The 26638-nt window shown below is 56.2% G+C and carries 28 protein-coding genes, 1 tRNA gene and 2 pseudogenes; 17 read left to right on the top strand and 14 right to left on the bottom strand.

Going from position 1 to position 26638, the window contains the following annotated elements:
• From PFH44_RS11765 to glaH, 3 genes are all read right to left on the bottom strand, one after another.
• Positions 1 to 606, bottom strand: a 606-nt coding sequence (locus tag PFH44_RS11765; protein ID WP_283825083.1) for an aldehyde dehydrogenase family protein, incomplete at its 3' end; no start/stop codon positions are given.
• 22 nt (positions 607 to 628) lie between these two features.
• Positions 629 to 1897, bottom strand: a complete 1269-nt coding sequence (gene lhgO / locus PFH44_RS11760) for an L-2-hydroxyglutarate oxidase (RefSeq protein ID WP_283825082.1) — start codon at positions 1895 to 1897, stop codon at positions 629 to 631.
• Positions 1898 to 1924: 27 nt separating this feature from the next.
• The gene (glaH, locus tag PFH44_RS11755) at positions 1925 to 2902 is read right to left on the bottom strand and encodes a glutarate dioxygenase GlaH (RefSeq protein ID WP_283825081.1); all 978 of its coding nucleotides are present in this window, start codon (positions 2900 to 2902) and stop codon (positions 1925 to 1927) included.
• A gap of 274 nt (positions 2903 to 3176) precedes the next feature.
• Here glaH and PFH44_RS11750 point away from each other — a divergent pair, with 274 nt between their 5' ends.
• The 5 genes from PFH44_RS11750 (at position 3177) to PFH44_RS11730 (ending at position 8316) form a co-directional block, all read left to right on the top strand.
• A complete protein-coding gene (locus tag PFH44_RS11750; protein WP_283825080.1) occupies positions 3177 to 3509 on the top strand; it encodes a nuclear transport factor 2 family protein in 333 nt (110 codons plus the stop codon).
• A gap of 495 nt (positions 3510 to 4004) precedes the next feature.
• Entirely contained in the window at positions 4005 to 4964 is a 960-nt protein-coding gene (locus PFH44_RS11745) for a TRAP transporter substrate-binding protein (protein ID WP_283825079.1), read from the top strand.
• 74 nt (positions 4965 to 5038) lie between these two features.
• Entirely contained in the window at positions 5039 to 6913 is a 1875-nt protein-coding gene (locus PFH44_RS11740; protein ID WP_045854114.1) for a TRAP transporter large permease, read from the top strand.
• 172 nt (positions 6914 to 7085) lie between these two features.
• Positions 7086 to 7850 carry an SDR family NAD(P)-dependent oxidoreductase gene (locus tag PFH44_RS11735; protein WP_283825078.1) on the top strand — a complete coding sequence of 255 codons (765 nt, stop codon included), beginning with the start codon at positions 7086 to 7088 and terminating at the stop codon, positions 7848 to 7850.
• 46 nt (positions 7851 to 7896) lie between these two features.
• On the top strand, positions 7897 to 8316 hold the full coding sequence (locus PFH44_RS11730; RefSeq protein WP_045854116.1) for an RbsD/FucU family protein: 420 nt from the start codon (positions 7897 to 7899) through the stop codon (positions 8314 to 8316).
• 53 nt (positions 8317 to 8369) lie between these two features.
• On the opposite strand, the gene PFH44_RS11725 is transcribed toward PFH44_RS11730, so the two are convergent.
• A complete protein-coding gene (locus tag PFH44_RS11725) occupies positions 8370 to 9437 on the bottom strand; it encodes a LacI family DNA-binding transcriptional regulator (RefSeq protein WP_463671545.1) in 1068 nt (355 codons plus the stop codon).
• A 173-nt stretch (positions 9438 to 9610) separates the two neighbouring features.
• Positions 9611 to 10366, bottom strand: a complete 756-nt coding sequence (locus PFH44_RS11720) for an AraC family transcriptional regulator (RefSeq protein WP_283825077.1) — start codon at positions 10364 to 10366, stop codon at positions 9611 to 9613.
• Positions 10367 to 10475: 109 nt separating this feature from the next.
• Here PFH44_RS11720 and PFH44_RS11715 point away from each other — a divergent pair, with 109 nt between their 5' ends.
• The 3 genes from PFH44_RS11715 (at position 10476) to PFH44_RS11705 (ending at position 11799) form a co-directional block, all read left to right on the top strand.
• Entirely contained in the window at positions 10476 to 10868 is a 393-nt protein-coding gene (locus PFH44_RS11715) for a nuclear transport factor 2 family protein (RefSeq protein WP_283825076.1), read from the top strand.
• An 82-nt stretch (positions 10869 to 10950) separates the two neighbouring features.
• Positions 10951 to 11337, top strand: coding sequence for a VOC family protein (locus PFH44_RS11710; protein WP_283825075.1), 387 nt, complete (start codon positions 10951 to 10953; stop codon positions 11335 to 11337).
• A gap of 126 nt (positions 11338 to 11463) precedes the next feature.
• The gene (locus PFH44_RS11705) at positions 11464 to 11799 is read left to right on the top strand and encodes a DUF1294 domain-containing protein (RefSeq protein ID WP_283825074.1); all 336 of its coding nucleotides are present in this window, start codon (positions 11464 to 11466) and stop codon (positions 11797 to 11799) included.
• 112 nt (positions 11800 to 11911) lie between these two features.
• Here the strand turns inward: PFH44_RS11705 and PFH44_RS11700 are convergent, their stop codons facing one another.
• Positions 11912 to 12802, bottom strand: a complete 891-nt coding sequence (locus PFH44_RS11700) for a LysR substrate-binding domain-containing protein (protein ID WP_045855401.1) — start codon at positions 12800 to 12802, stop codon at positions 11912 to 11914.
• A gap of 113 nt (positions 12803 to 12915) precedes the next feature.
• On the opposite strand from PFH44_RS11700, the gene PFH44_RS11695 reads away from it, so the two are divergent.
• Positions 12916 to 13656, top strand: a complete 741-nt coding sequence (locus PFH44_RS11695) for a sulfite exporter TauE/SafE family protein (protein WP_283825072.1) — start codon at positions 12916 to 12918, stop codon at positions 13654 to 13656.
• A 301-nt stretch (positions 13657 to 13957) separates the two neighbouring features.
• On the opposite strand, the gene PFH44_RS11690 is transcribed toward PFH44_RS11695, so the two are convergent.
• The gene (locus tag PFH44_RS11690; RefSeq protein WP_283825071.1) at positions 13958 to 14719 is read right to left on the bottom strand and encodes an AraC family transcriptional regulator; all 762 of its coding nucleotides are present in this window, start codon (positions 14717 to 14719) and stop codon (positions 13958 to 13960) included.
• A 119-nt stretch (positions 14720 to 14838) separates the two neighbouring features.
• Here PFH44_RS11690 and PFH44_RS11685 point away from each other — a divergent pair, with 119 nt between their 5' ends.
• From PFH44_RS11685 to PFH44_RS11665, 5 genes and pseudogenes are all read left to right on the top strand, one after another.
• Entirely contained in the window at positions 14839 to 15564 is a 726-nt protein-coding gene (locus PFH44_RS11685) for a type 1 glutamine amidotransferase (protein ID WP_045854124.1), read from the top strand.
• 173 nt (positions 15565 to 15737) lie between these two features.
• Positions 15738 to 16529 (top strand): MBL fold metallo-hydrolase, encoded by a 792-nt coding sequence (locus PFH44_RS11680; protein WP_283825070.1) that lies wholly within the window; start codon positions 15738 to 15740, stop codon positions 16527 to 16529.
• A gap of 192 nt (positions 16530 to 16721) precedes the next feature.
• Positions 16722 to 17146 (top strand): annotated as a pseudogene (locus tag PFH44_RS11675) (hypothetical protein); the annotation flags it as partial.
• Between the two features lie 109 nt (positions 17147 to 17255).
• Positions 17256 to 17507, top strand: coding sequence for a YdgH/BhsA/McbA family protein (locus PFH44_RS11670; RefSeq protein ID WP_283825069.1), 252 nt, complete (start codon positions 17256 to 17258; stop codon positions 17505 to 17507).
• 62 nt (positions 17508 to 17569) lie between these two features.
• A pseudogene (locus tag PFH44_RS11665) lies at positions 17570 to 17907 on the top strand (helix-turn-helix domain-containing protein).
• A 351-nt stretch (positions 17908 to 18258) separates the two neighbouring features.
• Here the strand turns inward: PFH44_RS11665 and PFH44_RS11660 are convergent.
• Positions 18259 to 18726 (bottom strand): DUF2846 domain-containing protein, encoded by a 468-nt coding sequence (locus PFH44_RS11660; protein WP_045854127.1) that lies wholly within the window; start codon positions 18724 to 18726, stop codon positions 18259 to 18261.
• Between the two features lie 268 nt (positions 18727 to 18994).
• On the opposite strand from PFH44_RS11660, the gene PFH44_RS11655 reads away from it, so the two are divergent.
• Entirely contained in the window at positions 18995 to 19213 is a 219-nt protein-coding gene (locus PFH44_RS11655) for a DUF7661 family protein (protein ID WP_045855402.1), read from the top strand.
• Between the two features lie 201 nt (positions 19214 to 19414).
• On the opposite strand, the gene PFH44_RS11650 is transcribed toward PFH44_RS11655, so the two are convergent.
• The 4 genes from PFH44_RS11650 to proB all read right to left on the bottom strand — a co-directional run bounded on the left by PFH44_RS11650 (position 19415) and on the right by proB (position 22543).
• Positions 19415 to 19705: a hypothetical protein gene (locus tag PFH44_RS11650; RefSeq protein ID WP_045854128.1), complete on the bottom strand. Its 291-nt coding sequence runs from the start codon at positions 19703 to 19705 to the stop codon at positions 19415 to 19417.
• A gap of 280 nt (positions 19706 to 19985) precedes the next feature.
• Positions 19986 to 20061: transfer RNA gene (locus tag PFH44_RS11645), tRNA-Thr, on the bottom strand.
• 114 nt (positions 20062 to 20175) lie between these two features.
• Positions 20176 to 21429: a glutamate-5-semialdehyde dehydrogenase gene (gene proA / locus PFH44_RS11640; protein WP_128878979.1), complete on the bottom strand. Its 1254-nt coding sequence runs from the start codon at positions 21427 to 21429 to the stop codon at positions 20176 to 20178.
• Between the two features lie 10 nt (positions 21430 to 21439).
• Entirely contained in the window at positions 21440 to 22543 is a 1104-nt protein-coding gene (gene proB / locus PFH44_RS11635; protein ID WP_041144214.1) for a glutamate 5-kinase, read from the bottom strand.
• A 288-nt stretch (positions 22544 to 22831) separates the two neighbouring features.
• On the opposite strand from proB, the gene phoE reads away from it, so the two are divergent.
• Positions 22832 to 23884, top strand: a complete 1053-nt coding sequence (phoE, locus tag PFH44_RS11630; protein ID WP_045854131.1) for a phosphoporin PhoE — start codon at positions 22832 to 22834, stop codon at positions 23882 to 23884.
• Between the two features lie 88 nt (positions 23885 to 23972).
• Here phoE and PFH44_RS11625 read toward each other — a convergent pair whose 3' ends face one another.
• Positions 23973 to 24536: a C40 family peptidase gene (locus PFH44_RS11625; RefSeq protein ID WP_283825068.1), complete on the bottom strand. Its 564-nt coding sequence runs from the start codon at positions 24534 to 24536 to the stop codon at positions 23973 to 23975.
• A gap of 327 nt (positions 24537 to 24863) precedes the next feature.
• On the opposite strand from PFH44_RS11625, the gene PFH44_RS11620 reads away from it, so the two are divergent.
• Positions 24864 to 25808 (top strand): LysR family transcriptional regulator, encoded by a 945-nt coding sequence (locus PFH44_RS11620; protein ID WP_283825067.1) that lies wholly within the window; start codon positions 24864 to 24866, stop codon positions 25806 to 25808.
• Here the strand turns inward: PFH44_RS11620 and PFH44_RS11615 are convergent.
• Positions 25805 to 26638 (bottom strand): ABC transporter substrate-binding protein (locus PFH44_RS11615; RefSeq protein ID WP_283825066.1); only part of this gene is annotated, 834 nt, incomplete at its 5' end. The genes PFH44_RS11620 and PFH44_RS11615 overlap by 4 nt on opposite strands.

The raw sequence follows: 26638 nt of genomic DNA, 5'->3' as shown, positions 1-26638 counted from the left end.
TTCTCCGCCCTCGCGCTGCGCCAGCTCGGCCAGCGCGAGGGCGGAGAAGGGGGTCTGGCTGGCGGGCTTGAGCACCATGGTGCAGCCAGCGGCCAGCGCCGGGCCGGCCTTGCGGGTGATCATGGCGGCAGGGAAGTTCCACGGCGTGATGGCGGCGGTGACGCCAATCGGCTGCTTGATAACGATCAGGCGCTTATCCGCCTGATGGCCGGGAATGGTGTCGCCGTAGACGCGCTTACCCTCTTCGGCAAACCATTCGATAAACGAGGCGGCGTAGCCGATTTCGCCCTTAGCTTCCGCCAGCGGTTTCCCCTGCTCCAGGGTCATCAGGCGGGCGAGGTCGTCCTGGTTCGCCATGATAAGATCGAACCAGCGGCGCAGGATCGCGGCCCGTTCTTTAGCCGTTAGCGCCCGCCATGCAGGGAGCGCGCGGTTGGCGGCATCAATGGCCTCGTGGGTCTCTTCGGCGCCCATTTTCGGCACGCTGCCCAGCTGCTGGTCGTTGGCCGGGTTGGTGACCGTAATCACCTCCCCGCTGAGGGCATCGCGCCACTGGCCGTCGATAAATGCCTGCTGGCGAAACAAAGTTGGGTCGTTGAGTTGCATGATAGTGTCCTGTTTCAAGCGTTTAACGGGTGTATTCGGCAAGCACGGAGTCCGCGCTACGGGCGGCGCGCAGGCTGCGGCCGGGGCTGTGCTGGCGGGCGAGCAGCGCCTGTACTTTGCCGACGATATGCGCTCCGATGGGCAGAGCCGATGTGGCCGCCGGGGAGGGCGCATTGCAGGTATGAATGGAGCGCGCGGTGGTGACGAACAGAAAATCGTCGATCAGCCTGCCGTGCGGAGAAACTGCCTGCGCGCGAACGCCCGCAGGCCAAGGCTGGAGATCCTGCAGAGCGAGGCTCGGGCAGTACTTTTGTACCAGCCGCAAATAGCCGCCTTTGCACAGGGAGTTTTTCATTTCGCCTAAGCCCGATCGCAGGTTGCCCTGCAGCACCCGGCGAATAGCGGGCGAAGCGAGGATTTCCAGGGTATCGGAGAGTGAAAAATCGCGTTTGCGGTAGCCTTCACGCTTCAGGGCGAGCACCGCATTCGGGCCCACGGTCACGCTGCCGTCAATCATGCGGGTGAGGTGGACCCCGAGAAACGGCATCGCCGGGTCGGGTATCGGGTAGATCAGATGATTCACTATCTGGTTATGCTGAGGCGCCAGGCGGAAATACTCCCCACGAAACGGGCAGACAATAAAACCGGGATCGACGCCGAGCATTTTGACCACCCTGTCGGCCATCAGGCCGCTACAGCTCACTAACGTGGCGGCTTCAAACTCCTGTCCCTGTTTAGTGTAGACGACCACGCCGGCGGCGTGCTCTTTCAGGGCGCTAACCTCGGCGGCGTAGACAATTTCCCCGCCGCCGGCGACGAAGGCTTTTGCCATCGTCTCGGTAACTTCGCGATAGCTGACGATCCCGCTGGCGGGGACAAAAATGGCGCCGGTGCCGGTAATATTCGGCTCCCGCTCGCGCAGCGCCTCCGCGCTAAGCCATTCGCGCTGCAGGCCGTTGGCCGCGGTGCGATCCCACAGCGCCCGCATCCGCGCCATCTCCAGCGGCGAGGTGGCGACCAGCATTTTTCCGCAGACGTCATAGCGGATGCCGTGCCGCTGGCAAAAGGCTTTGGTTGCCCGATTGCCGGCAAGGCAGAACTGCGCTTTGAGGCTCCCGGGGGTGTAGTAGACCCCGGCATGAATCACGCCGCTATTGCGGCCGGTCTGATGACAGGCCGGCGCGGACTCTTTCTCCAGCAGCGCAACTCTGGCGTCCGGGTAGACCTCCCGCAGCTGCATGGCGGTCGACATGCCGATAATGCCGCCGCCAATAATCACAAAATCATACATCCACGCGGTTCCTTCGACTGATAGCGCTTACTGATGGGGCCGGCAGCGGTGATTAGCATCGCTGATGTAGCCGCGCTGGCGCATCAGCTCCCGGCGCAGATCCGGATGCGCGGTAAAGCGGTCGCGGCCGTGCAGCCAGAACAGATTGTTAATCAACAGCAGTTTGCCCACCGGCACCGGAACGGAGAGGATGTTCTGGCTGTTTTCCAGGGCATCGGAAAGATCGCTTAGCCAGATGCCTTCGGCAAAATCTTTTGGCTGCACGAACTGATCGATATAGCGCATCACCGGGCGGCCCTGGCGGTCGACGTCGAACACCGGATGGAAGACGTCGTGGCTGACGTTTTTGCTCGGCGGTGCGGCCCAGCGCATCGGGCGACGGGCCAGCGGATGGCTGAAATAGCGCTCCAGATGCTCCCAGTCGTCAAGATGCAGCAGCAGGGAGTTTCCGCCCTGCATATGCTGCTCGTCGATTTTCATCATCAGCACGTAGTCGGTGATCTCTTCGACGTAGGTTCCGTCGTTATGCAGCTCCATGACGCGATGCGGCTGCCGCAGGTAGCTGTCTGAACTGTCGACGTTAGTCACCACAAAGCGGGCGTAGTATTGGCCGCTCATGGCGTCGTAGTTGGAGCGGCCAATCAGATGGGCAACCGCCGTTGCCAGCTTCACCATCTCATCGGCCTGGGCCACGCTATCGATCCCTTCCGCGCCGATCAGCAGCGCCCCCTGACGGCGATCCAGCAGCGTGTCGTACAGCAGCGGCTGCAGCTGGCCGGCGCAGAGATCGTCGAGGACCTTCGCAATTTTAAAGCGCAGGAAGGATTTATATTCCAGCGCCTGCACCGGCCACTGCGCGACCTGCTGCATAAACTGGCGGGCAGTCTGCGCGGAAAAGGTGAGCTCCAGCAGCCGCGGCGAGTGGGCAGAGGGGACGATAGTGAACCCGCCGTTGCTGCTGGCGCTATCGTCGGGATGGGATTTTACGGCAGTGAACGTATTCATCAGAATCGATCCTCGCGGTAGGTCCGGCTCGGCAATATTGATTTCGTAGCCATAACTTAAAAATATCTACATTTTTAAAAGATGCGCATTAATTGCGCTGATTGTTTGTTTTTTTGTGATCCGGGGCGTTAAAAGAGAGCCGCTGGTGCAGCGGGGTGACTGGACGTAAAGAAGAGCGCTGGCGGGATATAAGTGACAAAAATAGGGGTTGGAGTTTGAATAAAAATTCAGTTATTGTGCATTTATAATTATCTATAGTGAAAAGGAAAGCGTCATGGAATGCCCGGTGGAGAAGCAGTTTAAGGCCTACAACGCCCACGATATTAATCAATTTATTGCCTGCTTTTCCGAAGATTTCAAAGCGTACCGCATGCCGGCCGAAACCCCCGCGATGGTCGGCATTCCGGCGTTAAGGGAGTTTTACGTCAACCAGCGTTTTAACGTTGCTGAACTGCGGGCGGAGCTTATTTTCCGTACCGTTATCGGCAATAAGGTTTTCGACCACGAGCTGATTTACGGACTCTCCGCGGAGCCGATTGAGAGTATGGCGGTTTTTGAGGTTGAGAATCAGCTTATTAAGACCGCATGGTTCTATTTTGCCGCCTGACGCTCCTCGCCGGTGAGGAGAGCGCCCATCTGCCGGCCGCGCTATTTGCGCCAGCGAATAGCCGCCGGTGCGGTGGGGCCAAACGCTCTGCCGCTGGCGCAGGGCCGTCGCGGCGCCACACACTCTCCCTTCCTCCCTCTCTGCGCTAAACAGTGACTAAACAGCCACGACCTGCTTTTCACTGTGTAACACCCGGGCGCAAATTAGCGATGTCCGCCACAAAAATCACATCTCATCCGCCAGGATCCCGTTAAGCACCTTGCTTTTAGCCAGGGTGCCGGATAGTTTCTGTAACGTTACACTAAAACGTTACAGTAGGCGCGTGAAGCTACTTTTTTGTTTAACTCCCCCGCCGATTCAACAAGGCCTGAGAGGGTGACATCTATCTCAACGGGACGTGAAAGGATAACGATGATGAAAATGAAACCGTTTTGTTCAGTAAGTCGTATTTTTGCCGTTGCATGTTTGGGCACGGCCCTGTTAGCCGGCGGCGCCGTGACCTCTTTGGCCCACGCGGCGCTTAATTTTCGGGTCTACTCTTCGCTGCCCGCGGATGAATCATCGGCCCACTACATCTGGTTCAGCCGCTTTCAGGACAACCTGAATAACAATGAAAAACTGAAAGGGCAGATCAAGCTGAACTATTTTCCTAACGGCATGCTGGGGAAAGAGGCGGACGCCACCCAGCAGGTGCGCATTGGCGCAATCAATATGATGATCTCTGGGACCTCCATCTGGGCCACGCTGGTCCCTGAAATTGGCGTCCTGGATCTCGGCTACTTATTTAAAGATTACGCTCAGGTGGGCAAAACCCTCGACGGCAAAGCGGGTGAAAAGCTGGCGGCTTTGATGATGAATAAGGCTAACGTGATGGTGCTGGGTTACGGCTATAACCTCGGCGCGCGCAATATTTATACCAAGAAGGTCATTGAAAAACCTGAAGATTTAAAAAATCTCAAAATCCGCGTTTTGCCGGTGCCTAACTTTATCGCCACCCTGAACCATATGGGGGCGGTGGCGATTCCGATGCCGGGAGGAGAAGTCTATTCGAGCCTGCAGATGGGGGTGATTGACGGCGTAGAGCACGACGCCCCGACGATCTACTCGAGCAAATATTATGAAATTGTCAAAAATGGCACTCTGACCCGCCATAGCTACAACCCGCTGATGATCGCCATGAACAAGAAAAGCTTCGAGCAGATCCCGGCGGAGCTGCGCGGCGAGGTGCTGGCTGCGGCCAAAGAGGCGACCGACTACGAACGCCAGCAGGCCGGTAAAAAAGAGCAGGAGGCCATTAAGAACCTGGAGGCCAAGGGCGTAACCTTCCGCGAAACCGATCGCCGCTATTTCTATCAGCAGGTGCAGCCGGTTTGGCAGGCGTTCCTTGGCCAGTACCCGGATATGAAACCTATCGTTGATGAGATTACCGCCGCGGCGCCGGAGAGCCAGCAGTAGCGGAGAGCGTCGGCTCGCCCGCCCGTCGCGGCGAGCCTGTGATGATGTCCATGACCTTACACAGAGAGTTCAAGATGGCTGATATCTCTATTAAAGCAAAGGATGAGTGCGTCGCGCTGGCGCTACTCGGCAGGCTAAGTCGATTTTTGACGACCCTGACCGCCTGGGCCGGGGCGCTGGTGCTGTTTATCAACGTGCTGGTGGTTTTCGCCTCCGTTATCTGGCGCTATGCGCTGCACTCCCCGATTCACTGGGCGGAAGAGGTGGCGCGGGCGCTGATGATTGCGCTGGTCTTTTTTGGCGTCGCCACGTCGACGGCAAGAGGGGGGCATATCGGCGTCGATTTGTTCCTGCGCTTTCTGCCGCAGCACGTCCGGCCGTACGTGGTGCACGCCAGCCGCTGGATCCTGTTTCTGGTTTCCGTCGGGCTGGTCGTCTCCAGCTATGACCTGGTTCAGGCCGCGCGGGTGCAGACCACCGAAACCGGTTTACCGCAGGTCATCTACGTGATCCCGGTGCTGATCGGCTCGCTGGTGATGATGGTCGCCGCGCTGGAGCTTGCCTTACGTGAACGCGCCAGGGTCGTGCTGCTCAGCGGTGCCGGGATCCTCGCGCTCGCCGCGCTTGGCTACGTCAAGCTGTCGCTGATGGCCGACCCGGCCAGCGCGGCGGCGGGGCTGATGCTTATCTGCTTCCTCCTCGGTATTCTCGCCGGGGTGCCGATTGCCTTCACCCTCGGCATGTCGGCGATGGTGTTCTTTATCTGCGATCCGTCGCTGCCGTTTGTCTTCTTCTCCCAGCAGGTTGCGGCCGGGGTCGATCACTTTGTCCTGCTGGCGATCCCCTTCTTCCTGCTCGCCGGCGCGGCGATGGAGATCAACGGCATGTCCACGCGCCTCGTGGAGCTTATCGTGCGGGGAATGGGGCGCTTTCGCGGCGGTTTAAACATGACCACCGTCCTGTCGATGGCTTTCTTCTCGGGTATTTCAGGCTCCAAGCTGGCGGACGTCGCCGCGGTGGGCGGAGTGCTGATGCCGGCGGTACGGCGGGCGAAGCAGGACGGAGAGGAGGCGGCCGGCGTTTTCGCCGCCTCTGCGGTGATGGCCGAAACCATTCCACCGTGCGTAAACCTGATCGTGATGGGCTTTGTGGCCAATATCTCGATCGGGGCGCTGTTTATTGCCGGCCTGGTGCCCGCGGCCTGTCTGCTGGTGCTGCTGATGATTGCCGCCAACCGCTTTGGCGGCAAAATTAACGTCAGCGAGGCCTATCCCGTACTGCGCCCGCGCGCTCAGCTCTATCTTGGCGCCGCCGTTGGGCTGGTGATGATCTTTATGATCGGCCGCGGCGTGATGATGGGGATCGCCACCTCGACCGAGATCTCCGCCTTTGCGGTGATCTACGCCATCGTGGTCGGCCGGCTGGCTTTTCGCGAGCTGACGTTTAAGGCCACGGTGAAGATGTTTATTGATATCGCCGCGATGTCCGGGGTGCTGTTGTTTATCGTCGCCTGCGCTACCAGCCTCTCCTACGCGCTGACCATCCAGATGATCCCGCAGCAAATCGCCGGGCTGCTGGTCGGTATTGGCGTTGAGCAGGGGGCCTGGCTGTTCCTGCTGCTCACCATCGTGATTTTGATTATCTTCGGCGCGGTGCTGGAAGGCGCGCCGGCCCTGATTATCTTTGCCCCGATTCTGGTGCCGATTGCCGTGCAGCTTGGATTCAATCCGCTGCATTTCGGCATCATCATGATTCTGGCAATGGGCTTTGGGCTATTTTCACCGCCCATTGGGCTGGGCTTATATACCACCTGCGCCATCTGCGGCGTGGAGATGAAGCACGTGATCCGGCCGATGGCGAAATACCTGGCGGTGGTTCTGGTCGGCATCATTATCGTGGCGATGGTGCCGCCGTTAACCACCTGGCTGCCGGGGCTGGCGGGTTACTAAGCGTTGCGTTAATCGAGTACCAAGCGGCGGCACCGCTGCTATGCCGCCGAAATAATTGTCCGGAAGCTGAAATTTACTATGCCAGGGGGCAGGGACGTCCACGTTCCAAAATTGCCTGAGGCGATAAATATTATTTTCTGGTGGCGTTGAGTCTGAATAACAGGAGTCTGAAATGGGATTGTTAACGGCAAAAAAAGTATTTATTACCGGTGCTGAACAGGGTATTGGAAAAGAGACCGCAAGAAAATTAATTGAGGCGGGATGCGATATTTATATTCACTATTTCAGCGGCGAAGAGGGTCCCAAAGAGCTGATGGCGATTGCCGAACAAAAAGGGCGCAAAGCGGCCTGCGGCCGTGCCGATTTGACCGATGAGGCGGACGCCGCCCGCTGCGTGGCGGAGGCGGCAGAGTTTTTAGGCGGTATCGATATTTTGATCAACAACGTCGGCGGCATCATCGGGCGCAAGTGGCTCGGCGAGATTGACGCCCACTTCTGGCGGACCGTTATTGACGTCAATATGACCACCATGCTCAACGTGACCCAGCAGGCGCTGCCGTGGCTGAAGTCCGCCGCGGACGGCGCCAGCATCGTCAATCTGGCCTCGCTGGCCGGGCGCTCCGGCGGGCACTCGGGCTCGCTGGTCTACTCCACGACGAAAGGCGCGGTGCTGACGTGGACGCGATCGCTTGCCGCCGAGCTGGGGGCGTTTGGCATTCGGGTCAACGCGGTCGCTCCGGGACTGATTCTGGGAACGCGTTTCCATAACCAGCACACCACCCAGGAATCGGCCGATCGCACGGTCCAGGAGATCCCGCTGGGACGGGCGGGCACGCCGGAGGATGTCGCGAGAGCCATCTGTTTCCTTGCCTCCGAGTACAATGGCTTTATTTCCGGGGCGACAATCGATATTAACGGCGGTATTTACCGGGCATAGCGGAAAGCCGGGCGGTTAACGCCGCCCGTATTAAGAGAGCGTATTGATGATTAAGTCCGATATTATCCATCCTGATTTACTCCAGGCGCTGGCGCTGTGCGGGCATAAGGCCAATATTCTTATTGCCGATGCTAATTATTCTATTTTGACCAATAGCGCAGCGCAGGCGCGGATTGTGTACCTGAACTTTTCCCCCGGCTTAATTGGCAGCGTGACGATCCTGCAAAAAATCCTTGGCTATATTAGCGTTGAAAAAGCGACGCTGATGGCCAGCCCCCCCGAGTTTGATAATACTATCGCGCGCGAATATCGCCAGGTTCTGACGCCGGCGACCGAGCTTGAATATATTGAGCGCAACGCCTTTTACGCGCAGGCCAAATCGTCGGATACGCTGTTAGCCATCGCCTCTGGCGAAACCCGACGCTTTGCCAATATTCTGCTCACCGTCGGGCCGACGCTGGTATGAAAAAAGAGAAGCGCTCGGGCGCTTCTCTTTTATCGCAGCGGAACGCGCCTGCCTCAGGACGCGGGCGCCTCGCGTACCGATTGCCGACGGACCAGCGCGGGAGGGAACAGAAACTCTGCCGGCGAAAGCGTCGAGTTCTCTATCCGCTCAATTAACCGCTCGACCATCACCTCGGCCATCTCCGCCAGCGGCGGCATGATGGAGGTCAGACCGGGATAAACCAGCCCGGAGAGCGGGATATTATCAATGCCAATAATCGAGATCTCCCCCGGGACGCTGATCCCGGCCTCGTGCAGGCCGGCCATCAGCCCAATGCCCAGCGCATCGTTAATGGCGACCACCCCGTCAGGACGCTGCGACTGCTGGCAGATCTTTTTCGCCAGCGAACGGCCCAGCTCGGTCATTTCGGTATCGCCGTAGGCCGCCATAGTTTTCTCTTCGACAATCATCCCGTCGTAAAAAAGGCCGTGGCGGCGCACCGCGCTAAGAAAGCCTTCAATTTTGTGCGCCCGACTGGAGGTCATGCCGGCGACGGTGGTGAAGATCAGGCGCCGACATCCGCGGGCGATAAGATGCTCGGCGGCCATGCGGCCTGCTTCGATGTTATCCATAGAGACGCTGTCGAGCGCCAGGCCGCCAGATTCAGCCCCGGTGGGCATCCGGCTGTCATAGTTGACCATCATCATGCCCTGCGCGGCGGCCTGGGCAAAATGCGGCTTTTCAATGTCGCAGGCGGCGACGATGATCCCGCGCACGCCGTGGGCAAACATATCGGCAATAAAGGCCTCTTCTTCTTCAATCTGCCGATAGGTATTGCCGATCAGCACCCGATAGAAGCGCTTTTTCGCCGCCAGATCCACTTCGCGCACCAGCGAGGCAAAGCTGGGATTAACGATCGAGGGCACCAGCAGGCCGATCATTTTTGCCTGCCCCGTTTTTAGCTGCTGGGCGACGCGATTCGGCAGGTAGTTCAGCGCCTGCATGCTGTGCTGGATGCGCGCCAGGGTTTCAACGCGCATCTGATCGGTGCGTCCGTTAAGCACGTTGGATACGGTACTCACCGAAACGCCGGCGTGCTTTGCGACATCACGAATGTTTGCCATACATCTCCTTTGCAGCAATTTGTGAATGGCAGAGTCTTCGTCGCCTTCAGCATCGCTTTTTTGATGGGATTCATAAACTACAACGGTTTAGTGTAACGTTACAGTTAGCGCTGTCAATGGCGTAATGCGCCGCTAAACCGGTGCTTTAGCCGGTTTAGCGGCGGCACTCTTTTTGCCGGAGCGCGCGGGCGCTAGCCGCCGACAGGAGGGGATTTGGCGCTGGCGAGCTGAAGCTGGCCGGGCGTGCGGCCAAAGCGTTCGCGAAATACCTCGATAAAGGCGCTGACGTTGGCGTAGCCGCTGCGCGCGGCGACCTCGGCGATCGGCTCCCCTGCCAGCACCCACTGGAGCGATGTGACCACCTTCGCCTGCTGTCGCCACTGGCAAAAGCTCAGGCCGGTTTGTTCGCGGAACAGGCGGCTGAGAGAGCGAACGCTGAGGCCCCAGCGCTGGGCCAGCTGCGCCTGGCTCTGCGGGCTGTCCGGATGGGCGAGCAGCCGGTCGGCAACGTTACGCGCGCGACGATCGGTCGGCAAAAGCAGCTGCAGCGGAAGCTCGACCGCACTGGTGATTTCAGCCGCCAGCAGCGACAGCAGGCTGGAGGAGTAATCCGCGGGAAGGCCCGGCCGGGGGCCGGCGCACAGGCGCTCCAGCAGGGCCTGAATGAAGCTATCGGTACCGTAGATCCCGGGCGTTGGCGGCAGCCCCGCGCAGGTCGATGCGTGAAGGTAGAGGCTTGTCCCGCTGAGCCGGCCCGGCACCTGGGCCCTGTGTCGAAGGCCGGCGGGAAACCATCCCACGGAGCCCGGCGTGACCGTCCACTGCGCCTGGTCGGTTTCAACGACCATGATGCCGGTTGTAAGCCAGTAGAGCTGACCGCCGTCATGCTCGTGCCACTCGGTGACGTGGCCTCGCTGATAATCAAAGGTTTCGATGCGCATCATCATGGCTGATTGGCCGTATATCATGTCCGAATACGGCTATCGTACCACGGGCGCGATCTTCTAACCTTAATTCAACCCGGTACCGCGCGACATACACTCACTAAGGAATCAAATGAGCCAGGAAACCCAGACCGTTATCGACGCCCTGCGCGAAATCATTACGAACCCTCAGCATGAGGAGGATAAGATTGCCCGCTATTTCTCCCCTGACTATCAGCAGCAGGTGGACGGCAAGCGCCTCGACTACCCGGGCTTCGTCGGGCATATGGCGTTACTTAAAACGCTGACGACCAGAATGAGCCTCTCGATTTTGGCCATTGCCGGCGATAGGAATACGGTGTTCACTCATCACCATGTCAAAGTGGATAAAAAAAGCGGCCAGCGGAGCGAAATTGCGGTGATGGCGCGCTTTACCCTGGCATCCGGGCGCATCGTGCGCTGCGATGAGCTGACCCACCTTCTCGTTGGAGAGCGGGAGGATCGCGATTTAGGCAGCCGCGCTTAGCGCGCCGCCAGCGCGGAGGCTAAGCGGCGATATGCCAGAGCGGCGTTTTCATATTGCGTTTTGAATGAAGAGAGTATTTACCATGAAGCCTGAAATTGACTACGTATTTCATCATTTTGGCATACCTCTGCAGGACGGGGAGCAGAAGGGCGCGTTCAGCGAGAAGGCCGGGATGTATACCTGCGACAATCCGGGAAAGTTTCGCGTCCAGTGGCACCGCTTTACGCCGGACTATCCGCTGCATATCCTGCTGAAAACGGTCCCGCACGTGGCATTTAAGGTTGATGACCTGGCTGCCGCCATACGCGGAGAGGAGGTAATTCTCGGGCCGTACGAGCCCGTTGATGACTATTTTGTGGCGGTGATTAACGACAGCGGCGTGCCGATAGAGCTTATTCAAACCACGCTCTCTGACGATGAGCTGTGGAGCAGGGCGCGCTCGGGTCAAGGAAGCCTATACCGCAAGTAAAGGTCGCGCGCCAGGTAATTAACCGCAGATCGAAAGTCACGCGTTGAACGTTGCGCCTTACCGCTTCTGAGCAGGAAGGGGTATAGTGGCCTTCCTGTTTCGGCTTATAAACGTTACCTCGGATCAATGAACCTCAATCGCTTTTGCTATCTTCTTCTCGGCTTAGCGGCCCTGAGCTGCTTATTTCTTCCTCACGCTTTGGCAACGTGGTTCTTACTGGTTAACGCGCTGACGCTGGCGATTTATGGCGTCGATAAAATGGCGGCCCGCAGGGCCTGGCGCAGAGTCCCTGAGCTGACACTGCTTATTTTTGGGCTGGCGGGCGGATGGCCGGGGGCGATAGCGGGCCAGCAGCTCTTTCGCCATAAGACGCAAAAGCAGCCCTTCAGGCGTTATTTTTTTATCAGCGTGCTGCTGAATGTCGGGGTAACGGCGGCGATATATCGCTACTTCCTGTACTGAGGCCAGCATTAGCGTTCATAAAATGACGGACGGTATCGCTCCGGGCATGTTTTATCTGCTGCAGTCTTGGCCAGCCGGATTATGCGCTGTCCCGATGTGAGAACCATTCCATTCAGTGCTCAGCGTCTTTTAAAAAAGTGAGCAGTTTTCTCATGGCCGGGCTCAGCAATGCTCGGTCTCTGTAGCAAATGCAGATTTTTCTTTTCGCCCAACTGTCGGTTAAAAGCAGTTTTCGGTAGCTAAATTTCTGCTGGAAGCGATCTGCAACTGACTCAGGCAATATTCCCACGCCGATCCCGTTGCTGACCATCTCGCAGAAACCTTCAAAGCTGCTCATCCTGATGCGGTATGTCAGGCTATGCCCGAGATCGGCGGCATGTCCGGTGATATGATCCTGTAGGGCATTGCCGGGGTATAGTCCTATAAATGGCTCCTTAACTATTTCTGTCAGGGAAATTTCATCATGGATGCCGAGAGAGTGCTTTACTGGAACGATGAGAACCAGCCTGTCATCCGCAACAGGCTCCAGCGTTAGCTCACCGGCATTCACTGCGTCCGAAACTAATCCAGCTTCGCCGATGCCGGTGGCAATATTATTCACTATGTCCACACTGGTTCTTTCTTCCAGTTCGATTGAAATTTCTGGATGTTGTGAAAGCCACGGGAGCAGCCTGGCCGGCAAAAATTCGGCCATCGCTGCGGTGTTGGCATACAGCGTGATTTTACCTCTGACACCTGTGGCAAAGGCTTTTAGCTCGGCATTAAGTCGTTGATGCTGTGACAAAATCTGACGCGCGTGCCTGTCGAGAACCTCACCGGCTTCGGTCAGACTCACACCTCTGGCATGACGTACAACGAGCGTCACACCGACATCTTCTTCCATGTTTTTCAGCCGTTCACTTGCTGAAGCCAGTGCCAGGTTGGCCTGTCTGGCTCCGCGCGTGATGCTTCCAGCATCAGCGATACAAGTGAAAAGCTTCATGTCGGCAATATCCATTCTCATTGCGGTCGTCTCTTGCACCTTCGGAATCTCCGAAGCATGGTGCTTATTTACCAGATTGTCCATCTCTCCCCGAATTGTTTGAATGGGAGAAACGCCAATACAGGACCAACGTTGTGAGCGAACCGCTTTATCTTTATCTGATACCGATCTTCATTCTTGCCGGCTTCGTGAAGGGCGTGACCGGAATGGGTCTGCCCACGGTGGCGATGGCGCTGCTTGGCATTTTTATGCCGTTGCCCGTCGCAGCAGCGTTACTGGTTCTCCCTTCCTTTGTCACCAACGTGCTGCAGCTCTTCGCCGGGCCCTCGGTCATGCTGGTTATTCGTCGACTCTGGCTGATGATGCTAGCGATCGCTGTTGGTACGGTAGGGGGGGCTTCGCTGATGATAAGCGTAAACCCGATCTGGTCAGCATTCGGACTGGGTGCTGCGCTTGTCGTTTATGCAGCTTACGCCCTGATTTCTCCAGCATTTGTCGTCTCCTCGGTCATGGAAATGTGGCTTTCCCCTTTGGTTGGGGGGATAACGGGGCTTATTACCGGTGCTACAGGCGTCTTTGTCATGCCTGCCGTCCCCTTTCTTCAGTCACTTCGTTTCAGCAAGGATGAACTTGTGCAGGCTCTGGGGCTGTCGTTTACCGTTTCTACCATCGCACTGGCAACCGGGCTGTACCTGCATGATGCCTTCCATATACAGCAATTCTCACTGTCCTTAATGTCCATTGTCCCGGCGCTGGCTGGCATGTGGTTTGGGCAGAAGATTCGGGCGCGCATCAGTGCCCGGCGGTTCAGACAGTGCTTTCTCCTGTTCCTGATGGTTCTGGGGATCGAGCTACTTTCACGGCCGTTTATTTAAGCAGAAAGGCCTGCAGGGTCGCGCTCCATGACGGGGAGTAAGGCGAAATGCAAGAAGCACAACAATCCGCTGTTTGTACTTAGCTCTCTTCGGGCGTAACAACCAGCCACTGCTGCTGCGAAATCAAAAAAATGGTGGCAAGATGGATGCGGTCGTACACAACACAGATGGCCGCTGAAGCGCTTGAAAAATTCAGGCCATAAATAAAGAGTGATGGCCAATCGCTCTTTCGGCCACAAATTGGCCTGGTTGCAGGAGCTTAAGATCTGCTGTGAGGGAGGAGCGGACCTTGAGCCATGAATTACGGCAAAAAATCGCGCGGCGTTGAACCTAAAATAGAACGAAACGCAGCTGTAAATGACGCCGGACATGAGAAAGCGACCTGTTTAATGGGAATGCCATTGGCGAGAAGATCTAACGAAGCACAAATCCTGGCTCTCTGCTTCCATGTTCTGAAACTAAAGCCAGTATCCTTGATGAATAATCGGGAGAAAGTACGTTCAGACATGGCGGCGATAAACGCCAGGTCACTAAGAGACGCTTCCCAACGATGTCTTACCAATAGCTCTCTGACTGCACGGGATAATCGCTCATCATGCGGCATTGGAAGCTCCGCAGCGATAAGTGGGGCCTCGCTAAGAATTTCCAGAAGTAACAGCGCCATTTCTCGTTGGATCGGTCGGCTATAGTCCTCACTGAATAACCCGGCTATCAGCTCTTTCACCAGTGCCGTAGCCGTAATCACATGCACCTGGTCACTCTTCGTAAAGTTTGCGCATTTTGCGATAAGGCTGCTGCTGAAATAGATCGCCCGTAGGTCTGTATGTGAAAGCAGGTTGTAACTATGGATCTGAAGAGGCGGTAACCATAATGCACGCTGGGGAGGTATTACCCAGCGGTTACCCTCTGTTTCAACCAGCATAACTCCCCTCGTGGCAAAGAGAAGTTGCCCCTCAATATGATGATGGGGAGGGTCTGTCTCTCCACGTCGATAGCTTATCGCGGTGCTTGACCAACCAGTTGCCTCATCATGTCTTGGCGCTTTATCTATACTTCCTGGCATTTAAGATTTTGTCTCTGCAATTATGATATCGACGCTGGAACCACCCGGAGTAGGGGCATCCTGGATGGGTGAGTTATTCATAATCAAGATTATCATAGATATTTCAGGAGCATATCCTAATGCGAGTACACTTTATCGTACATGAAAGTTTTGAAGCACCGGGAGCATATGAGACATGGGCGAGAAATCGCGACCATGATGTGACTTTCACTCGCGTGTATGCAGGCGATGAGCTGCCAGTGGACGCCGAAGGCATCGATTTCTTAATCGTTATGGGCGGTCCGCAAGATCCAGCCACTACGCTGGAAGAGTGCCCGCATTTCGACTCTGAGGCTGAGCAGACGCTGATTGCTTCTGCTGTTAAAACCGGCAAAGCTGTTATCGGCATCTGTCTCGGCTCGCAGCTGATCGGTGAAGCTCTGGGCGCATCGTTTGCACACAGCCCGGAGAAAGAGATCGGTAAGTTCCCGATCGCTCTGACTGATGAGGGCTGCAAGGATGAGATGTTCTCTCACTTTGGTAAGACTCTTGAAGTCGGGCACTGGCATAACGATATGCCGGGCCTGACGCCGGATGCGAAAATCATTGCTTATAGCGAGGGCTGCCCGCGCCAAATCGTTTCGTATTCGGATCGTGTCTATGGTTTCCAGTGTCATATGGAACTGACGCTGGATGTTGTAGAGCTCCTGATTGCTCATTCTGAGCCAGATCTGAGCCGCACCGAAGCACACCGCTTCGTGAACACCACGGAAGAACTTCGTGCGCACGATTACAGCGAAATGAACGAGGCTTTATTCATTTTCCTCGACAAACTTGAAGCGCGCTATAAATCTGAAAAAGCATGAGAGGAAGCCCGGAGAGCCCTCTTTGCCTGTTTTGACCATCCTCGCTAAGCGGCAGCACGAACGGGCACATCCTTGTGTATCTGTGTGCCATGCTGACTGTGTTTTTTTATCCGATGCGCGGCCGGGCTCTGCTCCCTTGCCGCTGGCTCAGGCGAAAAAATAAGGAGGATCCAATGATCGTTTTATGCAAAACCTGTGGCACATCCTATGAGATAACCGATTCCCGCCCGCAGCAGTGTAATATCTGCGAAGATGAACGCCAGTATGTCCCCGCTAGCGGGCAGAAATGGATCGATTTTGACGTCCTTTGCGCGACGCACGCAAATAAGTGGCAACAACACGACGGCGAGCTCCTCAGCATCCGCACCGTTCCTGATTTTGCGATCGATCAGCGCGCGTTTATTCTGCGTACTCCGCAGGGCAATATTCTATGGGACTGCATTGCCACGCTCGACGACGCCACGAAAATGCTAATAACGTCCCTGGGCGGGCTGAAGGCCATCGCGATATCGCATCCGCATTACTACACCACCATGCAGGATTGGGCTGAAGAATTTAGCGTCCCGATTTACCTTCATGCCAGTGATAGCAAATGGGTCATGCGCGATAGCCCCTGGATTACCTTTTGGGAAGGCGACAGCCTAAGTCTGACTCGTGACGTCAATGTGATACGTCTCGGAGGGCACTTTGCCGGCGGCTGTGTTCTGCACTGGATGCGAGATGAGGGCGTAGTGCTTTCGGGCGATATCGTCCAGGTCACCCCTGGCGCGCATGCCGTCTCCTTTATGTGGAGCTACCCTAACATGCTGCCGTTGCCAGCCGCAGCGGTCAGCGACATTATCCAACGCCTGGGTACGGTCAAATTTAAAAAACTCTACGGCGCGTTTGAAGGAAAGGACATTACGCAAAACGCCGATGAAATCGTGCGTCGTTCAGGCGAAAAGTATATTTCCTGCCTCAGATAAACGGGCGGTTAATAATCCAGGGCGAAGGGTGAGCCTGGAAAAATAGCGGCTGATCGCATGATTGCACGCCGACGTCAGCCGTATTGATGAACTCATCTAATAAACCCTGGCTAATTACCCTATCTAATCGAATAAATTGCTTTGCGTTATGCTTTTCCCACCCAACAGCCGAAGGATAACGTCATGCAAACTTTTTACGGCGACGTTTCGCTGCCCGAAACGCTGACCGATATGGCGAAAGATATTGATGCCGTTATTTTTACGCTCGGTTCAGATGGGCAGGGGCGTATTGGCGCCAGGGCGATCGGCGCCACGCCGGAACGCCGGATGATGGCGTGATATCCAGAGCTCAAATCGCCCGGGTGCTGGTGAGCGCCCTGACCAGCGATGTGGCAAAAAATAAGACCTTCGAGCTGGTGGCCGAGCAAGGGCAAGAGCAGGCGGATCTCTCGCCGCTGTTTGCGGCTCTCAGGAACGACAGTCCGCAAAGAAACGAGGGAGTCTTAGATATGGACAATATGCCCCTCAATGAAGAGCCAGAGTGCGTTATTAACGAGCTAAACCTGTTTCCAAACGGGCCACATCGATTTAATAACCCTGACAATTTTGTCATATAGCGGTCAGTCTTATGACAGCTTCGATCTGTATATTTAAATATACAGACGCAGGACGTTCCTCCTGATACGAGTTCAGTTTCAAACATACAGTTTATAAGAGGTATTGGATATGAAAGCACTGCTTATTACCACATTGCTCATGGGGTTCATTTCAGTAAATGCCGCATCTGCCGCGCAGGAAATTAACCATGCCGACGGCAAGGAGAAAATTGGCGTAGTCTCGGCCAGCAACGCCTATACGCTGGATGACTTATCGAATGCGCTGTCTCGTAAGGCAGATGAGCAGGGGGCTACGTCGTTCAAAATCCTGTCAACAACAGGAAATAATCGACTGCACGGCGTAGCAGAAATATACAAATAGATCATATGTATCCTGAGAAGGATGATGTCATATCATAACCCTTTCATAATGAGCGTCTATTTATGTTCAAAACAGAAGACATCATCGATGAGATAAGCCAAGGATTGATTCAAACTTACATAAACCGCTGAGGATCGAGGATGTTGCTGCGCGGGCGGGTTACTCTAAGTGGCATCTTCAGCGGGTATTTTTTCAGGTTAAACGCATTAGCCTTGGCAAGTATATTCGCGATCGGCGACTCTCCCGCGCGGCAAAAGATCTTATAGAGACCGACGACACGATAATGGAAATCGCCTTTAAGTATGGTTTTGATTCTCAACAGACCTTTACCCGAGTTTTTTCAAATAACTATAGCTTGCCGCCGCTCAGGTACCGGAAGCTTAATGGCGTCACGGATTAATTTTCCGTCTTATCAACGCTATTCTTCCGGCACTGTTTCAATTAATGATTTAAGCACGCGTAATAACCATGCTCTGGTTTAAGATAAAACCGCCAGGATATTATGGTTAAATTTCTCGTTCAGTCCGCTACGTTCTCCGTCTATTAGGTTCTCATCGCCTTTTTAAACGAATACGTTATTTTGTACATCCAGAGCCCGCTGGCCTGCGATAAAGAGAGATATCCTTCCGGTTACCAGGCGCCGACGAGCTTATTCGCTGCGCTTAGCGTGGGTTGACGCACCCTGATGATGATTACGCCGGCATCCAGCCGCCGATAGGGCTGGATGTCAGCAGCATACAATCGTCGCCGATTAGTTATCGCACTTACCCGGTACCGCTAGCTTAACTTCCGGTTTGGAAACGACGCGCATACCTTCGCTTTCAGGTACCTGTTCCAGCCCGGCTCCGCCGACGAAAACGCCCATTTTAATGTACTGGCGAACAAAGTAGTTCTTGCCCGGGGCGACGTTGAGCGTCAGGTTATTTGGCGAGAACTCAGATTCTGTCCCCAGCGTATGCGGCTGGCTGGCCGATATTTGCTGATAGAAAAAGACCCTGTCGGCGGTCTCTCCGAGGCAGCGCCCATCAAGATAAACGTCTTTTTTAAGCGCTTTTCCGACAAAGCTGTCCCTGTACACGTAGAGACCGGCCTTACCGCTTTCCGGCGCGGGGAATGATTTAGCCGTCGCATTTTCAGCATTGCCGGCTAAAGGGACCGAGGCGCAGCCGCCAAGAAGAGCTGAAGAAAGAATTACCGCCGCGAAGATTATTTTATTCATTGAATTCTCAGAGGGTTAAAAAAAGTAGGAGCAGAATAATCCTGTTTTTAAAATGTGTCACCTCTGAAATATGGTGTAACAAAGTGTGATTTCAGGGTGAAGTAGCGGATAAAAAATTGATGGATGTCAGGGAATACGCAGGGGTGCATTGAGGTGCGGCTGCGGCTTATTGCCGTTCAATTCGCTAAAACGAACGTCTTCGTTTTGCATGGGGATTCAGCTAAGGTAGGAAAAGAAGGGATCAACGCGGAGCTAAAAGAAAGTAATGATGCTGATTTATGACGTATTTGGTCGACATATAGGGGTTCAGCGCGAAGGTGAACGCTGGCTGGTATTTCGTGCTGACCTGACGGAGCGAAAGTTTTCCCGCCTGTATGAGGTTATTATTCCCGACGATCTTACCGAAACCGAGATTCCCGGCTGGCTGGATGATATTTTTCACGAGGCCGCGACGGAAAAGCATCCCGAGGTGAGGCGGATTGAATAGTCAAGGCGGCTTTGCCACAACAATCCTGCCATCCCTGGAAAGCGCAAAAACGCAGCTTTAACGTTAAAAAAACAAATCGCCGTAGCGGTGTCTGAATGATTTTTGAGGGAGGAGGGGAGATAACAGAAAACTAACCTACGGCCTTCACGGATATGTTGCGATAACCAATGAGGGCAGGGAGTAGCCGATGTTACGCTGGTTTTAGACAAAGTTTTTCATCAGTAATTTTCGCGCCGCATCTCTTAAATCATCGTTCACCCGATTAGACGCAATAATCAGCCTTAATGCATCTTCACTTGCCCCTGCGGCAATAATTGCCCTTGCTTTACTGGTGCGGCTTCCACCGCTTTTTTCCGTGTACCCTTCCTGAGTATGCAGCAGTTCAATAAGGTCCGCGCGTGAAACAGCTGCGCTGGCAAACCTGTCGTAATACGTCACAAAGCACCCCATACCAATCGCTTTAAGGTAGGCGCGTAATTTTTCGTCGTCCATTGAGAAGCCCTTAGCGGAAGATTTGCGGGAATTGTAACGCCTCGAAAGCCATTTTAACCAGGGGGAAAACTGAATTAGAGACTGTATGACCGCTGCCAGCTTGCTGGAACTGGCTGTGCGAGCTTTAGGACAATAGCGGCCATAAAGCTGCGGCTGGGATACCCGCTGTCGGGAGATTTCATCATCAGCCAGGTCGCTATTGGGGGATTTATCGATTCTTATAGATCAATGAAAAACGGATTTTAATTATTATTTATTGATTTTAAATGATTTTTTGTGATGGTGCCGATAATAGGAGTCGAACCTACGACCTTCGCATTACGAATGCGCTGCTCTACCAACTGAGCTATATCGGCCCTGAAAGGACATGTCCACGAGCGTGAATCACGGGGTAAAAGGTTAAAACTAAGTGGGTGATGCGTCAATGGCCTTATGAATCAACCGGCTACTTTTGCATCACCCGTCTGGCTTTAAGCACGAATAGTATCGTCGCCGAAACCAATCCACTTATAGGTCGTCAACGCTTCAAGGCCCATCGGGCCGCGCGCGTGCAGCTTCTGGGTGCTAACCGCGACCTCCGCGCCGAGACCAAACTGGCCGCCGTCGGTAAAGCGGGTGGAGGCATTCACGTACACCGCAGAAGAGTCCACCTCGTTGATAAAACGATTTGCGTGGCTAAGGGTGCGGGTGAGGATGGCATCCGAGTGCTGGGTACCGTGCTGGCGGATATGCGCGATGGCGTCATCGAGATCGGCAACGACTTTGACGTTCAGATCCAGCGACAGAAACTCGTCGTCGTACTGCTCGGCCTTCACCGGCTCTACGCTCGCCGGGCCGTTCTGCAGTACCGGCAGCGACCGCGCGTCAGCGTGCAGCGTCACGCCGCTTTCCGCCATCTGCTTGCTCAGCGCAGGCAGGAAACGCCCGGCGATGTTCTCATGCACCAGCAGAGTCTCGACGGTGTTACAGGTGCTCGGACGCTGGGTTTTAGCGTTGACGAGGATCTTCAGCGCCGGCTCAATCTCGGCGGACTCATCAACAAAGATATGACACACGCCAATACCGCCGGTGATGACCGGGATCGTTGACTGCTCGCGGCACAGCTTGTGCAGGCCCGCGCCGCCGCGAGGGATCAGCATATCAATGTACTTATCCATCTTCAGCAGCTCGCCGACCAGCGCCCGGTCTGGGCTCTCAATCGCCTGGACCGCAGCGGCCGGCAGGCCGCACTCTTCCAGCGCCAGCTGGATAACCTTCACCGTCGCGGCGTTGGTGCGCCAGGTCTCTTTCCCGCCGCGCAGAATCGCCGCGTTGCCGGTTTTCAGGCACAGGGAGGCGACGTCGACGGTGACGTTTGGGCGCGCTTCGTAGATAACGCCGATGACGCCCAGCGGAACGCGACGGCGTTCAATGCGCAGGCCGCTGTCGAGCAGCCCGCCGTCGATAACCTGGCCCACCGGATCGGCCAGGCTGCACACCTGGCGAACGTCGTTGGCAATCCCGTCGAGGCGCGCCGGCGTAAGCGCCAGGCGATCGAGCATGGCTTCGCTCAGGCCGTTGGCGCGAGCTTCCGCCAGATCCTCGGCGTTAGCCCGCAGAATTGTCTCGGTCTCGGCCTGCAGATAGTCGGCAATCTTCTCCAGCACCCGGTTCTTTTCGCGGCTGGAAAGCAGCGCGAGTTTGTAAGAGGCCGCCTTGGCAGCTATGCCCATTTGTTCCAGCATTTTCAGCTCCTTAACGGATAATCATATCGTCACGATGGACGGCGACCGGGCCATATTCATAGCCGAGGATCGCATCAATCTGCTGCGAGTGCTGGCCGGCAATCAGGCGCAGCGCATCGCTGTTGTAGCGGCTGACGCCGTGAGCAATATCGCGGCCGTCGCTATTGCGGATGCGGATAACTTCGCCGCGCGAGAAGTTGCCGGTCACGACTTTGATACCTTTCGGCAGCAGCGAGCTGCCTCGTTCCAGAATCGCCTGCACCGCACCGGCATCGACGGTGAGTTCTCCCGCCGGCGGGGCGCCGAAAATCCAGCGCTTGCGGTTCTCCAGCGGCGACTCCTGCGCGTGAAAACGCGTACCGACCGATACGCCCTGCATCACGTCGCCAATCACCCCAGGACGGCTGCCTGCGGCAATGATGGTATCGATGCCCGCCCGGCAGGCGACGTCGGCGGCCTGCAGCTTGGTGCCCATCCCGCCGGTGCCGAGGCCGGAAACGCTGTCGCCGGCAATCGCGCGCAGGGCGTCATCAATACCGTGCACGTCCGTAATGAGCTCGGCCTGCGGATTATTGCGCGGGTCGGCGGTGAACAGGCCCTGCTGATCCGTCAGCAGCAGCAGCTTATCTGCGCCGGCAAGAATAGCGGCCAGCGCCGAAAGATTATCGTTATCGCCGACTTTAATCTCGGCGGTGGCCACGGCGTCATTTTCATTAATGACCGGCACGATGTTGTTATCCAGCAGGGCGCGCAGGGTGTCGCGGGCGTTAAGGAAACGCTCGCGGTCTTCCATATCCGCGCGGGTCAGCAGCATCTGGCCGACGTGGATACCATAAATGGAAAACAGCTGTTCCCACAGCTGGATCAGACGGCTCTGTCCTACCGCCGCCAGCAGCTGTTTCGACGCAATCGTCGCGGGAAGTTCCGGGTAGCCGAGGTGCTCACGACCGGCGGCGATGGCCCCGGAGGTCACAATAACAATGCGGTGGCCCATGGCGTGCAGCTGCGCGCACTGGCGCACTAATTCGACGATATGGGCGCGGTTCAGGCGGCGGGATCCGCCCGTTAAAACACTGGTGCCCAGTTTTACCACCAGCGTCTGGCTATCACTCATGATTCTCTGCCGTTCAAAAGGAATATCGATATCGAGGTGATGTTGTAACAGGACTCAGGCCGCTTGCCAACCGCGGCGTTTTTAGCGCGCCGTTTTATTGCGCGGGATCGGGCATTCTGGAGAGGGAAGATGACAATTTTATGATGGAAACATTTAAATACCCTTTTTTATGAAAAGTTCCACATTGTCATAAATTTTTAATACTGGAGCGTTAAAAAACCTCCTGTTTTCACGGGGCCTTCGCCCGGAATTGATTAGCGCGTATAAATAAATCACCAGGACTGAATAATGAAAAAGAGCTCACTGGCATTAATGATGATGGGTCTTATTGCTTCTTCAGCTACCCATGCGGCTGAAGTTTTCAACAAAAACGGCAATAAGCTGGACGTGTACGGCAAAGTCAGAGCGATGCACTATTTTAGCGACTATGACGGCAAGGACGGCGACCAGACCTACGTTCGTTTCGGCATTAAAGGCGAAACCCAGATTAACGACCAGCTGACCGGCTACGGTCGCTGGGAATCCGAATTCTCCGGCAACAAAACCGAAAGCGACTCTTCCCAGAAGACTCGTCTGGCGTTCGCTGGCGTAAAACTGAAGGACTTCGGCTCCTTCGACTACGGTCGTAACCTCGGCGCGCTGTACGACGTTGAAGCCTGGACCGATATGTTCCCGGAATTTGGCGGCGACTCTTCCGCACAGACCGACAACTTTATGACCAAGCGCTCCAGCGGCCTGGCAACCTACCGCAATACCGACTTCTTTGGCGTCGTTGATGGCCTGGATCTGACCCTCCAGTATCAGGGTAAAAACGAAGGTCGCGAAGCCAAGAAACAGAACGGCGACGGCTTCGGCACGTCTTTAAGCTATGACTTTGGCGGCAGCGATTTCGCCATCAGCGCAGCCTACACCAGCTCTGACCGTACTGACGACCAGAACCAGCTGGCGCGCGGCGTGGGTAAAAAAGCGGAAGCCTGGGCTACCGGCCTGAAATATGACGCCAACAATATCTACCTGGCGACCATGTATTCTGAAACCCGCAAAATGACCCCGATCAGCGGCGGTTTTGCGACGAAAGCGCAGAACTTTGAAGCGGTGGCACAGTACCAGTTCGACTTCGGCCTGCGTCCGTCCCTGGGCTACGTGCTGTCTAAAGGTAAGGATATCGAAGGCGTGGGTAGCGAAGACCTGGTCAACTATATCGACGTCGGCCTGACCTACTACTTCAACAAAAACATGAACGCCTTCGTTGATTATAAAATCAACCAGCTGAAGAGCGATAACAAGCTGGCGATCAACGATGACGACATCGTTGCCGTGGGCATGACCTACCAGTTCTGATTATCCTGATGACCGGCCAGCGAGCGCTGCCGGGTAGAGGGTAAAAAAAGCCGCTGCGTTTTGCGCAGCGGCATTTTCTTATTCGGCATTAGCGGTTTTTAGCCAGGTGCCGGCGATCGTCGTTCATCGTTATCTGGGCGTTATACTCTTTCGGCAGGCGGCGCGCCTGATAGAAAGCCGACTTCCAGTACGGATTGTCCAGCGAGGAGCGCATTACGCCCTGGCTGGCCGAGGCGTGGAGAAAATCGTGGTTGGTGTCGTAGAAGCCGACGTGCATGCCGCCGTTAATGCGGAAGAACACGAGGTCGCCAGGGCGCAGCTGCTGTGGCTTGACCCGCTCGCCCATTCGCAGCAGCTCTTTGGTCGTGACCCTGTCCATCGGCAGGTTGAAGCGATCCTTCAGCGTGCGCCAGACGAAGCCGGAGCAGTCGACTCCGCTTTGATCGGTGCCGCCCCATTCATAGGGCGTTCCGTGCCAGGTATGCATCTGATCGTGCAGCGCGGCGAGGACCGGGATCAGGTCATCTGAACCGCCGTCGATGGGGGCATATTCATGGTGGGCCGCGGTTTTCGGGTGCTTAGCCGGGGATGAACATCCTGCCAAAATCAAAAAAGGAACAAAGAATAAGGCGTGCACAAGCTTTGGCGTCATATCATTATTTTCATAGTGAGCTATAGAACGGAATTATTTATAGCGTATTCACCATATTGCCAGAATGGGATGCGGTGATATTTACGAAACCTTACGTTAGGCGCGCGCATAATTTGTCATCCCGGCGGCGCAGAGAATATTAGCGTTAACATTTCAATCTCATTTATTAATAAATAATTTCACTATTAAACAATATTTCGCGGAAAACTTTACGGGTGCGATGATTGCGGCTAACGACAAGGTGAAAGATCCTCATCATCCCGGCATTGCGCCGCCGGGCCGCCCTCCAGTACTTTTGTGGCGTAAAAGAGAGAACGGGGCGGGTCTATGCATCTGGATTTTCGCCAACTGCGCAACTTTGTGGCGTTGGTTGAGTACGGCACCTTTAATCGTGCGGCGGAGGCGGTGTGCCTGTCGCAATCGGCGTTCAGCCGCAGCATTCAGGCGCTCGAACAGAGCGTTGGCCATCCGCTATTCGACCGCCAGAGCAGGCTACCGACGCTCACGCTGCACGGGCAAAAGCTGCTGCCGTACGCCCGGCGGTTTCAGGAGCTGAACGTCGAGCTCAGCAGCCAGCTGCGGGAGGCGGATGATGCGCAAAACGGCGAGGTCGCGTTTGGCTGCGGCCCGGCGCCCTCCGCGCGGCTGATCCCGGCCGCCGTTGGCGAGTTTCACCGTCTGCTGCCGCAGGCGCGGGTGCGCTTTCAGATTGATAACTGGTTTGCCCTGCATCATGCGCTCACCACCCAGCACTATCCTTTTGTGGTGGCCGACAGCTGGCAGGCCGAACTGGATCCGCAGCTGCGGGTCCAGCCGCTCAGCCCTCAGCGCTGCTTCTTCGTTTGCCACGCCGACCATCCGCTGGCAAAGCGGGGCCCGGTCTCTATCCAGGAGATGCTGCGCTATCCTTTTGCCGCGCCGTACTTGCCGCCCGGGGTGCGCAAAGTGCTGGCGACCCTCAGCCAGCAGCAGGACTTTGCCCCGGCGATTCAGTGCGACCATATCTACGCGCTGCTCTCAACCCTGGCGCATACCGACGCGATAAGCTTCGCCAGCGAAGACGGCTTCGCGCTTTGTCAGCACAGCCACCGGCTGGTCAAGCTCGAGCTAAGCGACCTGCCGGACGAGTGGCGGCTGATGCAGACCCGGTTTGCGATTATCTCCCCGGTTCACGCCGCGCAGCCGCCGCTGGTGGCAAAGCTGATAGAGGTTATTCTGCACGTCGACCGCCAGCATCAGCTGCAGCTCCTGGCCCGGGAGGAGAGGGGCTAACCGCCGTTTAGCGCCTGGCCTTTGGCGTCGTACTGCGGCCAGCGCTTTTCCAGGCCCTGCGTTTTTAGCGCCCGTTCGACAAACTGTCCGTCCGCCCACTGGCCGACGTCAAAAGCGCTGCGGATCAGGCGGCCGGATTGCGCCTGCCCGACGCTGCTGCTGAAGCTGTCGTTGAGGAACGGGTCGATGCGCGGGGAGGTGGTGAAGTTAAGATCCTGCGGCTGCAGCTCCTCCAGGAACAGCGCCTGCGGGATCTGGCTCTGCTGCGCCATCTCTGCCGCCCAGGCGTCCCGGTTGGCCGGGTCGCTGATTTCAGCGGCGTTCTTCACCAGCACGTCGATAATCTGCTGGGTGGCCTGCGGCCAGGCCGCAATAAAGGCCTGGGTCCCGAGGAAGCCCGCCTGGGTGGTGTTCTGGCGGCCGGAATCGCCGCTCTTCACTACCACCTCTATTTTATCTCCGCGCAGCGCCAGCAGCGAGACGCCGCCCCACACCGCATCGACGCGGCCGGCCGCCAGAGCGGCTTTGCCGGCGCTCCAGTCGAGGTTAATCACCTGCATGCTGCGCTCGTTGAGGCCGACGGTTTGGAGGGCGCGATCGAAGGCCAGCTGGTCCGCCGTACCGCGGTAGACGGCTACCCGTTTGCCCTTCAGGTCGGCGAGCGTTTTAATCCCCGAGGCGGCGGTGGCCGCGAGGTAAGATTCGGAGCCGCGGCTGCCCAGCAGCAGGCGCGTCGGGAGCCCGTTGGCTTTGCCGATAATCGCCGCGAGGTCGCCGAGGTAGACAAAATCAAGCTGCCGGTTGGCCAGCGCCCCATTCACCGCCGGGCC

It is taken from the genome of Klebsiella sp. Ech2A (assembly GCF_030078455.1).
Lineage (GTDB): Bacteria > Pseudomonadota > Gammaproteobacteria > Enterobacterales > Enterobacteriaceae > Klebsiella > Klebsiella terrigena.
This window is presented reverse-complemented; position numbering and strand designations above follow the sequence as displayed.

Excerpts from the sequence above, each read along its gene's own strand:
- lhgO (WP_283825082.1), bottom strand. The coding sequence starts at position 1,897 with ATGTATGATTTTGTGATTATTGGCGGCGGCATTATCGGCATGTCGACC.
- glaH (WP_283825081.1), bottom strand. The coding sequence starts at position 2,902 with ATGAATACGTTCACTGCCGTAAAATCCCATCCCGACGATAGCGCCAGC.
- PFH44_RS11750 (WP_283825080.1), top strand. The coding sequence starts at position 3,177 with ATGGAATGCCCGGTGGAGAAGCAGTTTAAGGCCTACAACGCCCACGAT.
- PFH44_RS11740 (WP_045854114.1), top strand. The coding sequence starts at position 5,039 with ATGGCTGATATCTCTATTAAAGCAAAGGATGAGTGCGTCGCGCTGGCG.
- PFH44_RS11735 (WP_283825078.1), top strand. The coding sequence starts at position 7,086 with ATGGGATTGTTAACGGCAAAAAAAGTATTTATTACCGGTGCTGAACAG.
- PFH44_RS11730 (WP_045854116.1), top strand. The coding sequence starts at position 7,897 with ATGATTAAGTCCGATATTATCCATCCTGATTTACTCCAGGCGCTGGCG.
- PFH44_RS11720 (WP_283825077.1), bottom strand. The coding sequence starts at position 10,366 with ATGATGATGCGCATCGAAACCTTTGATTATCAGCGAGGCCACGTCACC.
- PFH44_RS11715 (WP_283825076.1), top strand. The coding sequence starts at position 10,476 with ATGAGCCAGGAAACCCAGACCGTTATCGACGCCCTGCGCGAAATCATT.
- PFH44_RS11710 (WP_283825075.1), top strand. The coding sequence starts at position 10,951 with ATGAAGCCTGAAATTGACTACGTATTTCATCATTTTGGCATACCTCTG.
- PFH44_RS11705 (WP_283825074.1), top strand. The coding sequence starts at position 11,464 with ATGAACCTCAATCGCTTTTGCTATCTTCTTCTCGGCTTAGCGGCCCTG.
- PFH44_RS11700 (WP_045855401.1), bottom strand. The coding sequence starts at position 12,802 with ATGAGAATGGATATTGCCGACATGAAGCTTTTCACTTGTATCGCTGAT.
- PFH44_RS11690 (WP_283825071.1), bottom strand. The coding sequence starts at position 14,719 with ATGCCAGGAAGTATAGATAAAGCGCCAAGACATGATGAGGCAACTGGT.
- PFH44_RS11685 (WP_045854124.1), top strand. The coding sequence starts at position 14,839 with ATGCGAGTACACTTTATCGTACATGAAAGTTTTGAAGCACCGGGAGCA.
- PFH44_RS11680 (WP_283825070.1), top strand. The coding sequence starts at position 15,738 with ATGATCGTTTTATGCAAAACCTGTGGCACATCCTATGAGATAACCGAT.
- PFH44_RS11670 (WP_283825069.1), top strand. The coding sequence starts at position 17,256 with ATGAAAGCACTGCTTATTACCACATTGCTCATGGGGTTCATTTCAGTA.
- PFH44_RS11660 (WP_045854127.1), bottom strand. The coding sequence starts at position 18,726 with ATGAATAAAATAATCTTCGCGGCGGTAATTCTTTCTTCAGCTCTTCTT.
- PFH44_RS11655 (WP_045855402.1), top strand. The coding sequence starts at position 18,995 with ATGCTGATTTATGACGTATTTGGTCGACATATAGGGGTTCAGCGCGAA.
- PFH44_RS11650 (WP_045854128.1), bottom strand. The coding sequence starts at position 19,705 with ATGGACGACGAAAAATTACGCGCCTACCTTAAAGCGATTGGTATGGGG.
- proA (WP_128878979.1), bottom strand. The coding sequence starts at position 21,429 with ATGCTGGAACAAATGGGCATAGCTGCCAAGGCGGCCTCTTACAAACTC.
- proB (WP_041144214.1), bottom strand. The coding sequence starts at position 22,543 with ATGAGTGATAGCCAGACGCTGGTGGTAAAACTGGGCACCAGTGTTTTA.
- phoE (WP_045854131.1), top strand. The coding sequence starts at position 22,832 with ATGAAAAAGAGCTCACTGGCATTAATGATGATGGGTCTTATTGCTTCT.
- PFH44_RS11625 (WP_283825068.1), bottom strand. The coding sequence starts at position 24,536 with ATGACGCCAAAGCTTGTGCACGCCTTATTCTTTGTTCCTTTTTTGATT.
- PFH44_RS11620 (WP_283825067.1), top strand. The coding sequence starts at position 24,864 with ATGCATCTGGATTTTCGCCAACTGCGCAACTTTGTGGCGTTGGTTGAG.